This window comes from Streptomyces sp. RB17 (assembly GCF_009604455.1).
Classification (GTDB): Bacteria; Actinomycetota; Actinomycetes; order Streptomycetales; family Streptomycetaceae; genus Streptomyces.
On record NZ_WEGL01000002.1, the window covers coordinates 1219527 to 1237247 of the forward strand.

Below are 17721 nucleotides of genomic sequence, written 5' to 3' on the forward strand. Positions count from 1 at the left end.
GTCAGGTGGGCTGGGGGTGCCGGGGGTGGGCACGATGCGCTCGTTCCTCGCGAAGTTGCCGGGCTGCCGACGGGGGTCGATGTTGCGCATGTCCGTGCTCGACGTCCCGCTCGAACAGGGAGTACTCGGTCCGCAGGACGGAGACCGGCTGGACGGCATGTGGATCGTCCGGGGGCCGGCCTCGCTCAGCCCGAAGTACCCGACCCTGCCCGTGACGGCCCGCCGCGCCGCCGTGGAGCGGGGGCTGGTCGGAGAGAAGGCGTCCGGTGCGTACAGGCCTCGGGCCGCCCGGGAGCGGCGGTGCGTTCAGTGTCGGACACATCGAGCTGGGCGCCCCGCGGCTGCGGATGCCCCTCCCTCCCCGTGCTGCTCGTCCGCAAACGGCCGGCATCGGCTGGAAGTGCCGTGGATCCGCCGCGCGTTGCGCCTGCCCGGTGAGCGACTTCGCTGGTGGTTGCCGGTCCGGGCGTTGGGCGGACCCGCGGTGTGCCGGTCTTCGACCGCCGAATCATCGTGGGTGGTCGGTGCGCTGTGAGGGTGGCTTGGTAACCGCTTGCAGCGCTTCGGTCGAAGGCTCAGCATGACGGTTCCCACTCCTGGTCCGGCGGTAAGTGGGCTTGTGCGCTCGGGTGCGTGAGGAGTGAACGAGACCCGTGCGGAGTCGGCGACGGGTGGTTCCCGGTGTTCCGTGTCTTTCGGAAAGGGCTGGATGTGCCAGAGCCGTTCGATGCCGTGACCCCTGCCGCCGTAGGCGGGGCGGGGTGCTCGCCGGAGACGACAGCACCGCCGACGGTCGGTGTGGAGGAGGAGTTCGTCCTGGCCGACCGGCGCAGCAGGTCTGCTGTCTGCAGGTCTCTTTCCGTGGTGCGGTCCGCTCGTGCTCGCCTCGGCGGGCCGCATGTCACACCAGAGCTGTCGCAGTCTCAGCTGGAGACGGTCAGCGGCGTGTGCCGTACCGGCGTTGATGTGGAAGCGGAAGTCCGTCGATTACGCGCGGGTGCGGCCGCCGCGGCGGCCGAGCACGACTGCCTGCTGGTGCCCAGCGGCGTGGCGGTACTCGGCCGTTCCGGACCGCCGCCCGTCCTCGATCAGCCGCGGTACCGGGCCCTTGTGCACCGCTTCGGAGCCGTGGTTCACGGGCAGGGCGTGAACGCCTGCCACGTGCACGTCGGCGTGGCCGACCGGGAGGCAGCCGTTCGGGCGGTCAACCACCTGCGGGGCTGGATGCCGTTGTTGCTGGCCCTGACCGCCAACTCGCCGTACAGCGACGGCGCGGACACCGGATACGCGAGCTGGCGATCGGTGGTCTGGAGCCGTTGGCCCTCGGCGGGACCTCCTCCCCGCCTGCACGACGGGGCGCACTACGAACGGGTCGTCGACCAACTCGTGGCCTCCGGGGCAGCGCTGGACCCGGCGATGGTCTACTGGCACGTCCGGCCCTCGGCGCATCTTCCCACCATCGAGGTGCGCGTCGCGGACGTGATGCCCGACGCCACAACCACCACCGCGTACGCGCTGCTCGTCCGTGCCCTCGTCGGGCACGCCGTGGAGCTGGTGCGCTCCGGCGAACCCGCGCCCGACGTTCCCGATCTGCTCCTGAGGGCGGCGTGCTGGCAGGCCGCCCGGCACGGATCGGTCGGCGTTCTGCCCGCCACCCACACCTTCGACTGCGCTCCCATGGCCGTCGGCCGGCTGATCGAAGAGCTGTGGAAACGGGTCGAGCCCCACCTCAGCCGGTACGGCGACGACCGGCGTGTCGGCGACTGGCTGAGCGATGTCCAGCTCAACGGGTCCGGCTCCACGCGGCAGCGACGCGCGGCGGAACGACACGAGGGTGGCCTGCAGGCTGTGGTGGACGACCTCGCCGTCGAGGCACCGTGAAGCGCCGTCCCGGTTCCGTGAAGCCGTCCGGGTTCCTTGTATCCGGGGCAGACGTCATGGGCCGTTCGCATTCCGTGATCCGAGGAGGACGTCATGGGCGGACCGACGGCTGGGCAGGCGATCGGGGATCGACTCTCGTGGGGGCGATGTGACTGATGTGCGTCCTGTTGCAGCAGCCCGTGTGCATGGGCGCGGTTCCCGGATGGGCTGGATCCAACTCGCCCTCCATCCTCGACATCGATGGGCGCCGGCGGGTTTACGGTGGTCCTCAGGGCTCCGTTCGGACCGTGAGCGCGGCCCGGGCCACTCGGCTTCGCCGAACCGTGCCGCTCCTGCTCGACCGGGGGGTGCCATGAAAGTCGAAATGATCCAAAGGGCCGCCAACGTTCTCTTCGACGTGCCGGACGAGATGCACGAAGAGATCGTCATGCTCATCAGCGCAGTCACCGGCGACGCCGAGACACGGGCGCCGGACCTCGCTGCCGCGTTCGGGGAGTGGTGCTGGCTGGTGTACACGATCCGCGGCGACGTCGTCGAGGTGCTCGACGTCGGCTGTGCCCGGTGACGCCGGGTCGCGATGGCTGTCTGTGACGATGCCGCGCCTGCGGCGCCACGCGCCTGGGCGGACGGGCTCGACGGGGCAATCGATGCCCGTGCCCGGACCCCGCGAGCCAGGCTGCGCCGGGCGCCTGGCGCCAGACGTTGAACGCAGGGCTGGGGCCGCCGTGGTCAGCGCTGGTAGGGCCCGATGATGGGGGCGGGGAGGGCGTAGAGGCGGAAGACGTAGTCGTGGGCGTCGTCGCCGACCGGGGGCTGTGGACCGGCCCAGCCGCAGCAGCGTTCGCCGAAGCCGTTGCGATGCGCCTGAACGCCAGCCACGTCCACCGGTGGGCCGCCTCCGAGTCGTCTGCCGGGCGGGTATCGAAAGTGCCTGGTGAGGATGGCGGAGAGCCCATCTGTGATCCAGAATGATTGGATGGTCACGCTTGAGACTCCCCGTTTGATCCTGCGTCGCTGGCGCGAGGAAGACGTTGCGCCCATGGCTGCCGTCAATGCGGACCCCGAGGTCATGCGGTGGATCCGTGACGGCAGCGTCCGTGACGAACAGCAGACTCGCGGCGGGATCCAGGCATGGGAGAGCGAGTGGGAGTCACAGGGCTTCGGCCTGTTCGCCGTGGAGATCCGGTCCACCGGCGAGCTGGCCGGGTTCACCGGCCTTTCGGTGCCCGACTTCTTGCCGGAGGTACTGCCGGCGGTCGAGGTCGGCTGGCGGCTGGGACGTTCCCACTGGGGACAGGGCTTGGCCACCGAGGCCGCTGAGGCCGCTGTACGGTTCGGGTTCGAAGAGCGCGGGCTGGAGCGGATCGTCAGCATCGCTCAAGTGGGCAACGGCGCCTCCGAACGGATCATGACCAAACTGGGGATGCATCCGGTCCGTGAGACCGTCAATCCCACCTGCGGTCGGCGAGTACGGGTGTTCGAGTTGTCGTCGGACCAGTACGTCACAACCACTCGTTGACGGCGGCACGTTCAGGCGCGGGGGCGAGATCAACCAGCGTCCCCGCCGGCCGTCCCTGCACAGCGGAGCGTCGCACAACTCGAAGCGACGATCCGCTCCATGACGGAGCACAGGACCGGAGCGAGGCCGTCTGCACGTCCGCTGAACCGCGAAGCCGCTGATCAAGTTCGAAGTGCGTTCGACGGCTTGACTCGACACAGATCCGGACCGCACTCGACGCAGATCCGCCCGGAACCCGGTCAGGTCGCCCCCCGACTACTGTTGCTGCGCATGACGGCCACCGAGAGGGACATCACCGAGGACTTGATCCGGGATCTGCTGCGCGAGCAGCACCCCGACCTTGCGGATCGCCCCCTGAAGCTGGGAGCGCTCGGCTGGGACAATCAAGTGTGGCGGCTCGGTGACGACCTCGCCGTCCGGATGCCCTGGGCGACGCGGTCCGCGGACGCGCTGCTGCGCAAGGAACACGCCTGGCTGCCCCTCCTCGCCCCGCACCTTCCTCTCCAGATCCCCGTCCCGCAGCGTCTTGGTGAGCCTTCCGAACGGTTTCCGCGGCCCTGGCTTGTCACCACCTGGGTACCGGGCGAGCCCGCCGACCGCGCCCCCGCGACGCGCCCCGAGGAGGCGGCCATCGCCCTGGCCGCGTTCCTGACCGCCCTCCACCGCCCCGCCCCCGACGGGGCACCAGCAGGCCGTGACCGTGGTGGCCCGCTGGCCGACACCGCGGAAGGCTTCGCCCAAGGGCTCGCCTCGGCCACCGAGCTGGGGCTGATTCGCGACCCGGACGCCGTCCGCGCGGTCTGGGAGGACGCCGCCGCCGCGCCCGACTGGGCAGGCCCACCACTTTGGCTCCACGGCGACCTGCATCCGGCCAACATCCTGACTACGAACGGCACCTTCTCCGGCGTGATCGACTTCGGCGACCTCTTCGCCGGCGACCCGGCCTGCGACCTCGCCGCCGCTTGGATCCTCCTGCCGGACGGCGCCGTCGACCGCTTCCACGAGGCCTACCGGCCGAGCCCGGACGTCGCGACCCTACGCCGCGCCCGCGGCTGGGCGGTGCTGCGCGCCCTCGCCTGCCTCCACATCGGAGACGCCGGCCTCCGCGGCCGCCCGGGAGGCAAGCCCACCTGGGGCCCACCCGCCCACGCCGCACTGCAACGCCTCACCGCAACAATCCACCAGTGATCAAGCAGGGCCGCCCCATCGGCCGCCATGTGGGCGCCTGATGGAAGGCTGCGGAGGGAGAACGACATGGGTGGCTTCAAATGCCGGTGCGGCGACATCTTCAGCGGCACCAGCAACCCGGGGCAGCAGTTCCGGCTCGTCCCTGACGAGCTCTTCGAGCAGATCGCCTGGCCCGCTCCTGCCGCCGCTCGCCGCCCTGCCTCCGGCGCACCCAGCGTCGTCGTCGCGGCAGCGGACAACCGCGGCGCCTCCGCCGCGGCGTTCGCGGCGCGTGCCGGGCTGCGCTGCGTCGTCCTCACCTCTACCGATACCTGCCGTCGGCGATGGACCCGTTCCTGCGCGCACGGCGCTGTGGTGCTGCCCGTGCCGGCGGAGGTGCGCTGGCCGCTGGCCCGGCGGATCGCCGAGCGCCGATCTCGGTGTCCCCGCGGCCGTCTTCGTCCCGACCGGCTACGGCGAACTGCTCTTCGGCATCGGAATGGGCTTCGCCGAACTGCGCCGCCTCGAGGTGACCGACCGGGTCCCCCGGCTGATCGCCTGCGAACCGGCCGCCGGTGAACCGCTGGCCGCGGCGCTGCGACAGGGCCTGCCGGCAGCGCATGTGGAGGTCGGCGCCAACGACGCGTACGGCATCAGCTGCCCGGTGAACGGCTACCGTGGCGTCCTCGCGGTGCGCGGCAGCGGGGCCGCGCGGTCCTGGTCACGGACGAGCAACTGCACGCCGCCCAAGCCGAGCTGGGCCGCGCCGGTGTGTGGGCCGAGCTCTCGGCGGCGGCCGGCCTGGCGGGGCTGCGGACCTGCGTCGACGAGGACTTCACGGGCCGGAGGTGTGCGTGTCCGCCTCCAGCGGGTTCAAGGATCGGGCCGTCGGCCGGAACCGCAGCGAGCCCGTTGTGCCGGAGTGGTCGGCCGTGCGGGCCCGCCTGCGGGCGGCCGGGCTCGATGAGTGAGCGTACGGTGACCGGCCATGGTTGCGGAGCCCTGCCGGCTCAGTGATGGTGGTGGTGCTCGCCCTGCCCATGTGCGTGGTCGTGTTCGTGTTCGCCCTGGTTCGGTGAGCCGCCCATCATGCGCAGCATCGCCGGGCCGCCGGTGCGCAGGAAACGGACCAGGAGGGCGGCGGCCAGCAGCAGGAAGGCGATGTTGAGCCAGGTCGTGTAGTTCCAGCTGACGCCCTCCTCGGGGATCTTCGCATCGGCCTGGTCGGGGATGAGGCCCAGCCCCCCGAAGGCGAACTCCACGACGTAGCCGGCCACCGCCATCGCGGCGAAGAACGTGCTGAGCAGGAAGGCGGCCATCCGGGCGCCGTAGTACTTCCGGTAGATGTTCAGGATCGGCAGGATCAGCAGGTCGGCGTAGATGAAGGCGATGACACCGCCGAAACTGATGCCGCCCTTCCACAGCACCACGGCCAGCGGCACGTTCCCGATGGAGCAGACGAACGTGGCGATGGCCACCACCGGGCCGATCAGCGGCCCGACCAGCTTGGCGGCGAGCGGGTGGTCGGCCAGGAAGAAGCCGCGCCAGAAGTCGTCCGGCACCCACGCTGCGATCGCCCCGGCGATCAGCAGCCCCGCCACCAGGTCGCGGAGGATCGCCGCCCACTCCATGACGAAGATGTGCGAGACGGAGGTGAGGCCGTCGCGGGAGAGGAGCCGGCGGAGAAAGCCGCCCGCGCCGCCCACGGACATGTCCATGGCCGCGTGCCCCTCCATCGACCCGGCCAGCCCGCGTTCGGCCTGCTCCCGTGCGTGGCGCAGCAACCGCTCACGCAGCAGGAGCCGGAACAGCACCGCGAGTACGACGATCATGATCGGGCCGCCGACGAACTCCGCGGCGGTGAACTGCCATCCCATCAACAGGGCCAGGATCACGCCCAGTTCGACCACCAGGTTGGTCGAGGCGATCTCGAAGCTCATCGCCGCCGTGAAATCCGCTCCCTTGCGGAACAGCGAGCGCGCGAGCGCGACGGCGGCGTACGAGCAGGACGATGAGGCCGCACCGAGCCCTGCGGACAGGGCGAGCGTGCGGGGCCGGTCGTCCCCCAGCAGTCGTACGACCGTCTCGCGGCGAACCACCGCCTGCACGACGGCGGACAAGGTGAAGCCGAGGATCAATGCCCAGGTGATCTCCCAGGTCATCGAGCCGGCAATGGACAACGCGTGCCCGATCGCATGCATGGTGCACACCTTTCGCCGTCGTCCTCGGTCAGCAGGTCTCGATTCTATACCCCATGGGGGTATAGATGGGGGGCTCGATGGACTTCCGGGCCGCCGCCACGCGCATGTGAGTGCCCATCTCCCGGCACCTTCGCGTCGCGTACGACGCCAGCCACATCGAGGTGCTGGAGGGCTGGGAAGCCATCCGGAGACGGCCGGGATGTACGTCGGCTCGACCGGCGAACGCGGGCTTCGTCAACTGGTGTTCGAGGCCGTCGACCGGGCGGTGAACGAGGTCCTGGCCGGCCGTGCCCGCACCGTCGACGTCACCCTCACGCGCGACGGCGGCGTGCGCGTCGCCGACGACGGACCGGGCCTGCCCGTGGCGGCCGCCGGCGACACCGACGGTCCGTGCCTCGAAGACCTGTTGACCCGCATGTGCGCCGGGGCTCGGCCGGGCGGTCGCCACGCCGTGGACGTGGGTCCCTTCGGAATGGGGCCCTGCGTCACCAACGCCCTGTCGAGCCGACTGACGGCCGAGGTGCGGCGCCAGGGGGGTCCGCCGGGTCCAGGAGTACGCGCGTGGCGTCGCGGTCGGGCCGCCCGCTGCCGTCGAGGCGGCGACCGGAAGCGGCACCGCCATCGCCTTCCGGCCGACGCCGACGTCTTCGGGACGGCCCGGTGTTCGTTCAGCGTGCTCGCGGAGCGATTCAGGGAACTGGCGTTCCTGAACCGGGGTCTGGGTATCTCGCTGAGCGACGAACGCGGGCCGAACGGCGCCCGGTCGGTGCATGCGCGGTATCCGGGTGCGGTGCGGGAGTTCGTCGCCTTCCTCGACGCGCGGGCGGAGACGGCCGTACACCCGGACATCATCGGCATCGAGCAGGACGACCCGCTGATGGCGGGGACGATCGAGGTGGCCCTGCGGTGGAGCAGTTCCCGCGAGGGCCGGATCCGCAGCTTTGCCAACAGCCGGCCCACTCCCGAAGGGGGCACGCACCTGGCGGGCTTCCGCGACGGGGTGGCAGCCGCGATCAACAGCCGCGCCCGGCAACGGTGGTTGCTGACGACGGCGGACCCCGGCCTCGGCGCCGACCGGATCTGCGCGGGCCTGACGGCGGTCGTATCGGTGAAGCTGGACCGTCCCGAGTTCCACGGCGCCACATGTGGCGTGCTGGGCGGCGCCGCCGTGCGCTCCTGCGTGGGGGAGGCCGTACGGGAGCACCTCGGTACGTGGCCGGCGCGCCACCCCGAGCACGCCGGGGCCGTCATCGGCCACGTCGTCCGGGGCGCAGGCGCGGACTGAGCGGAACGAACTGCCCCACGGGCTCCGGGGAACGGGACGTGCGGGGCGACCTCAGCCGATGAGCGAGCGGAACTGCTCGATCGTACGGCGCCGCATGGTGAGGAAGGCCAGCCAGGAGCCGTCGGCGTAGTGCAGCCGGAAGCGGGCCATCAGCTGCGTACGGGGCCGGCGTTCGACCCGGGTCACCCACGCCCGCGGCACCTCCCACACCGGGGTGCCGTCCAGGGGCTGGACCAGTCCGACGCGTTGGTCGGTCACCCGCAGCAGCAGCGCTCCCGAGGTGCGCGGCATGCCCGCGGCGATGCTGTCCGTTCCGCCGGACTGCGCGCCCACGGAGTTGACCATATGGTTCGCGATGGACGCCCCGATGCCGACGCCCTTGGCGCTCTTGGCCGACACGACGGAGGCGTAGGCCAACAGCTGTTCACTGGCCGCCAGTTGACTGTGGGCGGAACGTTCACGAAGGGCGGACATGCTCATGATCATAGGTCACTGAGAGCAAGCATGCGCCAATGGGTGCGAGCTGTGTCTCACCCCGACCTACGCCTCCTGGCCAACCCGATCGAGGCGCACCTCGGTCCTCTCCGCCGATCCGCCATGGCCAACTCCCAGACCCCGCGACCACACGATGCACACTCGTGCGCTCCACACCTGCCTGTGCCGGCGCAATGCCCGATCCGGTCATCGACATCGCGTTCATCGACGCCGACAAGGGCAACTACCCGCCCGGCTACGAGGAGATCGTGCCCCGGCTGCGTCCCGGCCGGCTGGTGGTGCTGGACAACGTCTTCCTCGGCGGCCGCGTCTTCTGCCTCAGCCCTGCCGGCTGCAGTCGTACAGACGGAAGCTGCCCTTGGTGCGCCAGCCGTACTCCCCGGAGCGGAGGCGCGTGCAGTGGGACTTCACCCACGTGGTGGCCGGGGTGGTGGGCCGCACAGGAGTGAGCAGCACATAGCGGAGTTGGTGCGTGGTGACCAGGGTGCCGAGTTGACCGGCGCTGGGGAAGGGGGTCTTGCCGGTGAAGCCACCCATGACCAGCATGGGCTGGGACTCCGCGCGCAGCAGACGTTCCGCGGGGTAGGCGGCCTGGGTGGCGAGCAGGTACTTCTCGCCGTGGCGATGCGCGGTGAGGTAGTCGAGCAGGGTGGTGTCGCGGTCGCTGGGCTGGTCGAGCCCGACCCGGCGCAGTGCCGATCGATGGTGTACGGCGTTATGGTACGCCTTGCCGACCGGGCCGGCTGTGGGCGAGGTCGAGGCGCCCGCGTAGAGCGGGTTGAGGGAGGCGGCGGCCCAGCCGGCGGGGAGGAGCAGCGTGGCCGCGATTCCGGTGGCCAGAGAGCCCTGGACCATGCTTCGGGAGGCGCTTGAATCGCTGGTCCACAGTCCGAGAGCGCCGCACGCCGCAAGGCCCACGGCGAGCAACAGCAGCCAGGAGGCGAACAGGGTCGGCAGATCGAGGACCAGCGCCCAGGCCACCGTCAGCACGATGGCCGACGGCAGCCACACGCGCCGCCGACCGCCTGCCTCGTACTCGGACCGGAAGAGGGCGAGCCCGCCCCCGGACAGCGCCGCGATCGACGGTGCCAATACGGCCGTGTAGTAAGGGTGGTTGCCGTTCGAGACGCTGAACACCACGGCGTGGACGGCCAGCCAACCACCCCACAGGAGGAAACCGGCACGCAGCAGGTCGGTCCGCGGTGCGCGGGCGCGCCATACCAGTCCCAGTACGGCGGCGAGCACCGCGAGCGGCAGGAACCAGGCGACCTGTGGGCCGACAGTGTGGTTGACCAGCATTCCCCAGCCGGTGTTTCCGGAGGTCCGGCTGGCGGCGGTCCCCGAGACGGCACCGAACGCGGTGTCGTCGTCGCTGAAGCGACTCAGGCCGTTGTAGCCGAAGACCAGGCTGAAGGGATTGTTGTTCGAGGTGCCATCGATGTACGGGCGGTCCGCGGCGGGCGTCGCCCAGGCGAGCAGTGCCCACGAGCAGGAGACGGCCAGCGTGACGGCACCGCTCAGCAGGAGGCGCGCGGCCCGTTGCAACGGCGAACCGCCGGCGGCGAGCAGGTAGACGACGGCGAAGACCGGCAGCACCAGCCACGCCTGCAGCATCTTCGTCTGGAAGGCCAGCCCGACCCAGATGCCGCAGGTGATCAGCGGCAGCAGCCGCCCGGACCGTACGGCCTTCTGCAGGGCCCCGGCGGCTGCCACCAGCAGCAGAGTGAGCGCGGTGTCCGGGATGGTGGCCCGGTTGAGGACCACGGTGACCGGGGTGAAGGTGAGCGTCAGCGCGGCGACGAGTGCGGCGAACGGTCCGGCCCAGGCCCGCACGATCCGGTGGAGCAGCCAGACGGTGAGCACGCCCTCGATGACCTGCGGCAGCGCGGCCGCCCATGTGCTCGGGCCGAAGAGCCAGACCGAGACGGCCTCGGGCCAGAAGGCACCGGGCAGCTTGTCCAGGGTGATCGAGCCGCTGGGGTCCAGACCGCCGAAGAGGAAGGCCCGCCAACTGCTGGCCATCGACCGTATCGCCGCGCTGTAGTAAGGGTGAATCGCGGCGTGCCCGATGCCCCAGGCGTACAGCAGCGCGGCGACGACCAGCACCGCGGCCAGCGCCGGGCGTTCCCAGCTCGCCGGAACGTCCGGACGGCTGCCGCGCTTGCGCGCTGCCCTGTGGCCGGGGGAGCCGGTGGTCTGGTCGGTGGGGATGGTGGCCATGGTGGTGGTCCTCGGATCGGTGGTCTGGCGGGGCGGCGGGTCACAGGCGGCGGGCCGCCTGGAAGCCGCGGGCGAAGACGGTGGTGCGTGCCGTCCGGCGACAGGCCGTCCGGCAGACCGTCGGTGGTCGTGCCTTCGGCGGCAGATCCGCCGGGGCGGCCGTGGCGGACCTGGGTGCCGAGGCCCGTGCACATGCCGCGGGGGTCAAGGGCGGCGTCCGACGGCGCCGGGCCGCCGCCTCCAGCGGTGCCGGCGTGGGCCTGTGGAGTCATCCCGGCGCCGGCTGCCCTGCGCGTCGGCAGCGGGAAGTCCACGACGATGGGCTCCGCGCCGGTCGACACGGCTTCTGGCACTCCCTCGGATCGGATGCCGCTCGGCCCGGCGGCCACGGTGCGGACAGCCAAGGTGCGGACGGCTACGGCGAGGACGGCCACCACTGGGTGCGGCACGACGAGCGGGGCGCCCGGCGGGCGAACCCGGCCGGGCAGCGGCATTGCGGCGGGCGGAGGGGACGCTGTGGCGAGGGCCCCGGGACGCGGTGGGCAGGGCAGCGGGTCCTCTCTCAACCGGGCGGCGAGCGCTCGAACGTTCGACGAACGCACACTTTAGCCGCATGCGGTCACACGACGATCACACGTAGGTCCCTGTCTCGTTCCTGCGACGGAACTCCCCGGGGTGGGCCCCCACGCGGGGGCCCGTTTCACGAAGTCCGGTCAGCGGACGAAGGCGATCTCCGGGTAGCTCCTGGAAGGTCCGTCCAGGAGGGTGCTGTGCTTCTTGCGCAGTTGCTGGTCGAAGAAGGCGGCGAGGTAGTCACGCTGGATCTTGATCGCCCGGTTGGGGTCGATCGTGCCGTACTGCTCCTGCACCTGCTCGGGGGAGAGCCCGAGTAGCGGTGCCACCTGGGGCACCAGCCACTCGTTGTCGCTGAACGACAGGTGCCGTGAACCGTGGAGCTGGATGTCGACCCGGTACCCCTTCAGGTGGGGCCACAGCTTGCGCCACGACGAGTCGTTGTTGCGGTTGTGCGTGCCGGAACTGAAGAGCATGAACGGGCGGCTCAGGTCCTTGCTCGGCGCGGTGCCGAAGAACTGGCCGTCCAGGTTGGCGCCGGCGTCGATGCGATGGTCGAGCTGCATGGCGGTGTCGACCGCGGCGCCGCCCAGCGACCAGCCGAACATCCCGATGCGGGACGTGTCCACGGTGTTCGACAGACCGGAGGGGAGCTTGGCGTGGTCCACGTCCGGGTTGCCGCCCTTGGCGATGGTGCCGAGCTGGTTGATGACGAAGCGGATGTCGGCAGCGCGCACGTTGAGCGTGTCGGAGGAGTGCGAGCCGGCCGGCATGGTGTTGACCTCGAGCCGGTTGCCCGGGAACTGCACCTCATTGGCGTCGTGCGTGTGATCCACGGCGATGACGATGTAGCCGCGGCTCGCGAGATCCTCGGCCAGGGCGGTGCCCATCGCGCGGTCCGAGTGCAGCCCGGTCGAGTACAGCAGCACGGGCAGCTTGCCGAGCTTGGTGGTGACCGGGGCCAGGACGTGGCTGGCCGTCTGCGGCAGCGTGACCTGCTGCGGCGACAGACCGCGCGAGTAGAGGAAGTGAGCACCCGAGACCGAGGGCATCCACGGTGCCAGGGGATGCCCGGAGGTGGAGGCGGCCGGATACCAGTACGTCACCATCAGCTCGCGCGCCCGGTTGCCGGGTACGTACGGGTCCGTACGGGACTTGTCGACGAGGTGCTGGCTGAAGGTGCCGACCTTGTAGGGCCCGCTCGGCGCGGGAAGCTTGAGCTGGACGCCGGAGGCGCGGTCACGGGTGAGCGCGGGGGCCGACTGGGTGGCCTTGGGCAGGGCTGCGGCCTTGGGCAGGGCTGCGCTGTCGTTCTCGGGCGCCCAGTTCGTGGAGTCCTCGTCGGGCGACGACCCGGTGGCCGTCGGCTTCTGGGACGCCTTCCCGGCGGCCATCGAGGGCGTCACCCCGGCACCCAGAGCGACGGCGAGCACACCTGCGGTACCGACCGCTCGGGCTATCAGTCTGCGGTGGTCGCGCGGTCTGCGGTGTTGCATGAAACTCCCCTGTTGCTGACGGGCCATGGGGCCCGGCGATTGTCAGGGGCACACCGTACCGCTGTCCGGGGCGACGGTACGCGGGACCACGCCTTCACCGTGGAATTGCGCGTACGGAGCTCCCCTCGCCCGCGCACTGTCCGGCAGACCGGGGTCGGCGTGCTGGGACCCCGTGCGGCGAGCGGCTGAGGTCCGGCCGTGGGATCGCGCAACGGGGCGCGTCCGCGGGCGGACAGAGCTTCGGGAGCCGATGGGCCGCAATCTGCGGTGGAGCGGGCAAACGGACATGGCTGTCGTTCAGTTGGCTGCGCTTTGGTTCTGCAACCGTGCAACGCCGATGATCTGAACCCTGGGTCACGGGGCGGGTTGTTCGAGGGCTCCGCGCGGCAGTGACTCGTCAGTCGTGGCAGCCCAACTCGCCAGCAGCTTCAGGGCGTCCTCGTCGGGGGAGCCGGGCTCGGCGGTCATCGCGGTCAGGCTCAGGGACGGGTGTGCGGGCAGGTACATGGCGTCGAAGACGAGGGTGAGGTCACCGACGACCGGGTGATGGAAGTGCTTCAGACCGGTGTGGTGCAGGCGCACATGGTGCCGGGCCCAGGCGGTGCGGAACTCCTCGCTCCGGGTCACGAGTTCGCCGATGAGATCGGTCAGACCCTTGTCATGCGGGTTACGGCCGGCCTCCGTGCGCAGCAGGGCGACGGTGTTGCTCATCGACTCCTCCCAGTGGCGACCGAAGAACTCGCGGCCTCGGGGGTCGAGGAACTTGAACCGGGCGATGCTCGCCGGGGGTTCCTGCCCGTCGCTGAACAGGGGCGCGTACAGGGCATAGCCGAGTCGGTTGGCGGCGAGGAAGTCGAGGCGACCGTTGCGGACGAACGCGGGCGCGTCGGTCATGGAGTCCAGGATCCGCTGCACGCTCGGCGGGACACGCGTGGGCTGCTGGGCTGTGCGCCGGCGCTTGTGGGCTGCGGTGTTGGCGGCGCGGGCCAGGTCGTCGAGGTGGGCGCGTTCGGCCTCGTCCAGCTGAAGGGCACGGGCGAGCGAGTCCAGGACCGCCTCGGAGACACCGGTGAGGTTGCCGCGCTCCAGACGGACGTAGTAGTCGACGCTCATGCCCGCGAGCATGGCGACTTCCTCACGGCGCAGGCCGGGCACGCGACGGTTGCCGCCGTACGCGGGAAGGCCGGCCTGCTGGGGGGTGATCCTGGCCCGGCGCGAGGCCAGGAACTCCTTGATCTCGCTCCTGCTGTCCACGCCTTCCAGGCTAGGGCGGGCGGCCAGGGCGTGGGGGGTTCTGTCATTACCTGGAACACCATTACCTTCCGCACCCCCGTGGCCAGCGATTTCATGGGTGGCGGAGAGAAAGAGCGGAGCGATCCGCCCTCGGCAGCGGCAGCTATCGCGGCGGCAGCAGAGGCGGCTGCTGCGCGCTGCCGCACCGCCATCACGTCTACGTCCATCTCGTCGTCTGGAGTCTTTCGTGCCCACCACCGTGCGGTCGGCCGCTGACGCGGCAGCCCCGGAGCGCAGCCGTCACGCGGTCGCGGCCCTCGCCGCCGCCGTGGTCGGTTTCTTCGTGATCACGCTGGACGCCACGATCGTCAACGTCGCGCTGCCCACGATCCGTGACGAGCTGGGCGGCGGGATGACCGGACTGCAGTGGCTGGTGGACGGCTACACCCTGATGTTCGCCGCGCTGCTGCTGTCGGCGGGCGCTCTCGCGGACCGGATCGGAGCCCGGCGGGCCTTCGGTTCCGGCGTGGTGGTGTTCGCCGCCGCCTCCGCGGCCTGCGGCCTGGCGCCCGGCCTGGGCATCCTCGTCGCCGCTCGGTTCCTGCAGGGCGCCGGGGCGGCGGTGGTGATGCCCACGACGCTGGCGCTGATCAGAGAGGCGTACGACGACCGGGCCGGCCGAGCCCATGCGGTGGCCGTATGGGCGACGGGCGGGGCGGCGGCCGCTGCGGCCGGTCCTCTTGTGGGCGGCGTGCTGACCGAGCTGAGCTGGCGGCTGATCTTCTTCATCAACGTCCCCGTGGGCGTCGTCGCCCTGCTCCTGCTGGCGCGGATCACGCCGTCGCCGCGCCGCAGGGTTCCGTTCGACCTGCCCGGGCAGGTCGCCGCGGTAGCGGGGATGGGCGGACTGACGTACGGGGTCATCGAAGCCGGCGCCGACGGTTTCACCGCCTCCCACGTGATCGCGGCTCTGGCGGTCGCGGTCCTCGGCACGGCCGGCTTCTTCATGATCGAGGCTCGGACCGCGCACCCGATGGTGCCGCTCGAGATGTTCCGCAACCGCGCCATGGCGACGGCGGTCACCATCGGCTTCGCCTTCATGATCGGCTTCTACGGGATGCCGTTCCTGCTCAGCCTGTACTTCCAGCAGGTGCGCGGCCTGTCGTCGATGGCCACCGGGGTGGCGTTCCTGCCGATGATGGCCTTCGCCGCACTGTTCACACCGGCCTCCAGCCGGCTGGTGCACAGGATCGGCAGGCGGGCCTCGATCACGGGCGGACTGCTGCTGATGGCCGCCGCAATGATCATCCTGGCGGTCCTGCCGGCGACCGCACCGCCCTGGGCCGTCGCCGCGCTGATGATTCCCGTAGGCCTCGGCGGCCCGCTGGTCATGCCCCCGCTGACCGCCCACCTCCTCGACACCGTGCCCGCCCACCGCGCGGGCGTCGCCGGCGGCATCCTCAACACCGCCCGCCAGATCGGCGGTGCCCTGGCCGTCGCCGTCTTCGGCGCCCTGCTGGCAGGCCGCGCCGGCTTCCTGCACGGACTGCGCATGAGCCTGTTCATCACCGTCGCCGTCCTGCTGTCCACGATCGTGGTGACACCTCTGCTCGGGCAGCGGCACGACACCACTTGACACACTGATACAAGGAGCTGTTGGCACCATGCCCAGGCAAACCGCGCCGCGAGCGCTGACTTCCGTGGCCCCCAAGCTGGTGGAGCTGACCGACGACGTCCTCTTCGGGGATGTGTGGGAGCGCACCGAGCTGTCGCCCCGTGACCGCAGTCTGGTCACCGTCACCGCGCTGGCGGCGCTCTACCGCACCGAGCAGCTCGGTTTTCACCTCGAGCTCGCCCTGGCCAACGGCCTGACCAAGGAGGAGCTCGGCGAGGCCCTGACCCACCTGGCCTTCTACGCCGGCTGGCCGTCCGCCATGACCGCCGTCGCCCAGCTGAAGAGCATCGCCGAGGAGCCCGAAGGCCCCAATTCCTGACCTGACCAGCCTCAAGAAGGACCTATTTCACGATGGAACTGTTGAAGAAGCAGCCGACGATGAAGCTGCCGGCGGAGTGGTTCACAGGCGACGCGTGGGCCGATGTCAGCTACCGCGGCGAGGACCCCTCCCGCACCCGCGCGAACGCCGTCCGTTTCGCCCCCGGCGCCCGCACCGCCTGGCACTCCCACGGCCTGGGCCAGACCCTCTGCATCGTCGAGGGCATCGCCCTGGTCCAGTCCCGTGGCGGGGAGATCCTCGAAGCCCACCCCGGGGACGTGATCTGGACCCCGCCGGGGGAGCAGCACTGGCACGGCGCCGCCCCGGACCACTTCATGACCCACCTCGCGCTGTGGGAGACCGACGACGTCGACTGGCTGGAACACGTCACCGAGTCCGAGTACGGAGGCCCCCGCCACAGCACCCGCGTCTGACCGGCCCGGCCCGGCCATTCCCGAGCACGGGGTCGGCACCTGCCGGGCGGCGGCATGGCGGTCACGGCAGGCCCAGCCGCTCAGAGCGTCGTGGCCTGGGCCGGCGCCGTCCTCGAACGTGTCGGCATTGCCCGACCGCTGCAGCAAGCCCGCCCCGTGCTCCAGCCGGGTCGGCCCCCGCGTCCGGCGGTGTGGATGAGCGAGGCACCGCTGTTGGACACGGTCGACTGGTTGAAGCGACTGCACGGCCGGCGTGCCGCAACCTACCTGTGTCCGCTGGGCGGAGGCAGAGGTGACTCGAACGGTCGTCGTCGGACCGCTTGTCGGAGTGCAGTTTGGCGGACAGCTTGGCCGGCCGTCTTCCACCCAGGCCGGTCGGGAGGCGAGGAGCAGCCATCGGCCTGGTTCAGCCCGCCCGGTCGGGTGCCAGGGCCCGGATGCAGGTCGGCCGGACGGGTGACAGACTGAATCCACGGAGTCGGCGGTCTGTGGCGGAGGACCGGGACTGCCCCTACCGACCCCTCTGCTGCATCCCAAACGCGATCGATCCGTTCGCTGACCAGTTGGGATCCGTCCATGACTTCTGAAGCACGGTACCCACCGGACGAAACCGCTCTTCTGATTGTCGACCCGTACAACGACTTCCTGTCCGAAGGGGGCAAGCTGTGGCCCAGGGGAAAGGAAGTGGCGGAAGGCATCGGTCTGCTCGATCACATGCGCACCATGCTCGCCACCGCCCGCAGCCATGGTTTTCGGGTGTTCATCGTGCCCCATCACCAGACGACGCCGAGCGACTACGTCACGTGGGACCACCTGTCACCGACTCAGCAGCACATCGTGAGCCAGCAGACCTTCGCCAAGGGCAGTTGGGGGGCCGAGTGGCACCCTGACTTCGAGCCCCGCGAGGGCGAGCTCGTCATGCGCCAGCACTGGGCCTCGAGCGGCTTCGCGAACACCGACCTCGACTTCATGCTCAAGCAGCATCACGTCCGGAAGATCCTGTTCATCGGTATGCGGGCCAACACCTGTGTGGACACCACCGCTCGCTTCGGCCAGGAACTGGGTTACCACGTCACCCTCATCCGCGATGCCATCGGCTCCTTCAGCTGGGAGGAGATGACGGCGACGTTCGAGCTGAACGCGCCTCTGTACGCCCACGCCATCCTCACGACCGATGAGTTCGTCGACACGGTGAGTGGCGCGCAGGAGACGCGGAGGTGATC

15 protein-coding genes and 1 pseudogene are annotated in these 17721 nt (G+C 70.7%); 10 read left to right on the top strand and 6 right to left on the bottom strand.

Annotated features, from left to right (window positions below; genetic code table 11):
• The first annotated feature begins 732 nt into the window (after positions 1 to 732).
• Entirely contained in the window at positions 733 to 1881 is a 1149-nt protein-coding gene (locus SRB17_RS12530; protein ID WP_194293973.1) for a carboxylate-amine ligase, read from the top strand.
• A 364-nt stretch (positions 1882 to 2245) separates the two neighbouring features.
• Entirely contained in the window at positions 2246 to 2446 is a 201-nt protein-coding gene (locus tag SRB17_RS12535; RefSeq protein ID WP_228395955.1) for a hypothetical protein, read from the top strand.
• Positions 2447 to 2610: 164 nt separating this feature from the next.
• On the opposite strand, the gene SRB17_RS48460 is transcribed toward SRB17_RS12535, so the two are convergent.
• Positions 2611 to 2760: a hypothetical protein gene (locus tag SRB17_RS48460; RefSeq protein WP_416237042.1), complete on the bottom strand. Its 150-nt coding sequence runs from the start codon at positions 2758 to 2760 to the stop codon at positions 2611 to 2613.
• Positions 2761 to 2857: 97 nt separating this feature from the next.
• Here SRB17_RS48460 and SRB17_RS12545 point away from each other — a divergent pair, with 97 nt between their 5' ends.
• Positions 2858 to 3400 carry a GNAT family N-acetyltransferase gene (locus SRB17_RS12545; RefSeq protein WP_153537653.1) on the top strand — a complete coding sequence of 181 codons (543 nt, stop codon included), beginning with the start codon at positions 2858 to 2860 and terminating at the stop codon, positions 3398 to 3400.
• A 270-nt stretch (positions 3401 to 3670) separates the two neighbouring features.
• Entirely contained in the window at positions 3671 to 4588 is a 918-nt protein-coding gene (locus SRB17_RS12550; protein ID WP_153537655.1) for an aminoglycoside phosphotransferase family protein, read from the top strand.
• A 989-nt stretch (positions 4589 to 5577) separates the two neighbouring features.
• On the opposite strand, the gene SRB17_RS12560 is transcribed toward SRB17_RS12550, so the two are convergent.
• Complete coding sequence (locus SRB17_RS12560; protein WP_153537657.1) at positions 5578 to 6768, bottom strand: permease; 1191 nt, start codon at positions 6766 to 6768, stop codon at positions 5578 to 5580.
• Positions 6769 to 6967: 199 nt separating this feature from the next.
• On the opposite strand from SRB17_RS12560, the gene SRB17_RS12565 reads away from it, so the two are divergent.
• On the top strand, positions 6968 to 8053 hold the full coding sequence (locus SRB17_RS12565) for an ATP-binding protein (RefSeq protein WP_228395956.1): 1086 nt from the start codon (positions 6968 to 6970) through the stop codon (positions 8051 to 8053).
• Between the two features lie 51 nt (positions 8054 to 8104).
• Here the strand turns inward: SRB17_RS12565 and SRB17_RS12570 are convergent, their stop codons facing one another.
• On the bottom strand, positions 8105 to 8527 hold the full coding sequence (locus SRB17_RS12570; protein WP_153537659.1) for a hypothetical protein: 423 nt from the start codon (positions 8525 to 8527) through the stop codon (positions 8105 to 8107).
• A 194-nt stretch (positions 8528 to 8721) separates the two neighbouring features.
• Here SRB17_RS12570 and SRB17_RS46135 point away from each other — a divergent pair.
• Positions 8722 to 8850, top strand: a pseudogene (locus SRB17_RS46135) (SAM-dependent methyltransferase); the annotation flags it as partial.
• Between the two features lie 16 nt (positions 8851 to 8866).
• Here the strand turns inward: SRB17_RS46135 and SRB17_RS12580 are convergent.
• The 3 genes from SRB17_RS12580 to SRB17_RS12590 all read right to left on the bottom strand — a co-directional run bounded on the left by SRB17_RS12580 (position 8867) and on the right by SRB17_RS12590 (position 14091).
• Complete coding sequence (locus SRB17_RS12580; protein ID WP_228395957.1) at positions 8867 to 10768, bottom strand: ArnT family glycosyltransferase; 1902 nt, start codon at positions 10766 to 10768, stop codon at positions 8867 to 8869.
• A 713-nt stretch (positions 10769 to 11481) separates the two neighbouring features.
• On the bottom strand, positions 11482 to 12837 hold the full coding sequence (locus tag SRB17_RS12585) for an alpha/beta hydrolase family protein (RefSeq protein WP_228395958.1): 1356 nt from the start codon (positions 12835 to 12837) through the stop codon (positions 11482 to 11484).
• 354 nt (positions 12838 to 13191) lie between these two features.
• Positions 13192 to 14091, bottom strand: coding sequence for a helix-turn-helix transcriptional regulator (locus tag SRB17_RS12590; protein ID WP_323375354.1), 900 nt, complete (start codon positions 14089 to 14091; stop codon positions 13192 to 13194).
• A gap of 226 nt (positions 14092 to 14317) precedes the next feature.
• Between SRB17_RS12590 and SRB17_RS12595 the strand changes: the two genes are divergently transcribed.
• From SRB17_RS12595 to SRB17_RS12610, 4 genes are all read left to right on the top strand, one after another.
• Positions 14318 to 15706, top strand: coding sequence for an MFS transporter (locus tag SRB17_RS12595; RefSeq protein WP_323375356.1), 1389 nt, complete (start codon positions 14318 to 14320; stop codon positions 15704 to 15706).
• A gap of 28 nt (positions 15707 to 15734) precedes the next feature.
• Positions 15735 to 16064, top strand: a complete 330-nt coding sequence (locus SRB17_RS12600; RefSeq protein WP_153537663.1) for a carboxymuconolactone decarboxylase family protein — start codon at positions 15735 to 15737, stop codon at positions 16062 to 16064.
• 32 nt (positions 16065 to 16096) lie between these two features.
• On the top strand, positions 16097 to 16498 hold the full coding sequence (locus SRB17_RS12605) for a cupin domain-containing protein (RefSeq protein ID WP_153537665.1): 402 nt from the start codon (positions 16097 to 16099) through the stop codon (positions 16496 to 16498).
• Positions 16499 to 17074: 576 nt separating this feature from the next.
• Positions 17075 to 17719: an isochorismatase family cysteine hydrolase gene (locus SRB17_RS12610; RefSeq protein ID WP_153537667.1), complete on the top strand. Its 645-nt coding sequence runs from the start codon at positions 17075 to 17077 to the stop codon at positions 17717 to 17719.
• Positions 17720 to 17721: the final 2 nt, after the last annotated feature.

Bases quoted from the DNA above. Each gene is read 5' to 3' on its own strand.
- SRB17_RS12535 (WP_228395955.1), top strand. From the start codon at position 2,246: ATGATCCAAAGGGCCGCCAACGTTCTCTTCGACGTGCCGGACGAGATG.
- SRB17_RS12545 (WP_153537653.1), top strand. From the start codon at position 2,858: ATGGTCACGCTTGAGACTCCCCGTTTGATCCTGCGTCGCTGGCGCGAG.
- SRB17_RS12550 (WP_153537655.1), top strand. From the start codon at position 3,671: ATGACGGCCACCGAGAGGGACATCACCGAGGACTTGATCCGGGATCTG.
- SRB17_RS12560 (WP_153537657.1), bottom strand. From the start codon at position 6,768: ATGCATGCGATCGGGCACGCGTTGTCCATTGCCGGCTCGATGACCTGG.
- SRB17_RS12565 (WP_228395956.1), top strand. From the start codon at position 6,968: ATGTACGTCGGCTCGACCGGCGAACGCGGGCTTCGTCAACTGGTGTTC.
- SRB17_RS12570 (WP_153537659.1), bottom strand. From the start codon at position 8,527: ATGTCCGCCCTTCGTGAACGTTCCGCCCACAGTCAACTGGCGGCCAGT.
- SRB17_RS12580 (WP_228395957.1), bottom strand. From the start codon at position 10,768: ATGGCCACCATCCCCACCGACCAGACCACCGGCTCCCCCGGCCACAGG.
- SRB17_RS12585 (WP_228395958.1), bottom strand. From the start codon at position 12,837: ATGCAACACCGCAGACCGCGCGACCACCGCAGACTGATAGCCCGAGCG.
- SRB17_RS12600 (WP_153537663.1), top strand. From the start codon at position 15,735: ATGCCCAGGCAAACCGCGCCGCGAGCGCTGACTTCCGTGGCCCCCAAG.
- SRB17_RS12605 (WP_153537665.1), top strand. From the start codon at position 16,097: ATGGAACTGTTGAAGAAGCAGCCGACGATGAAGCTGCCGGCGGAGTGG.
- SRB17_RS12610 (WP_153537667.1), top strand. From the start codon at position 17,075: ATGACTTCTGAAGCACGGTACCCACCGGACGAAACCGCTCTTCTGATT.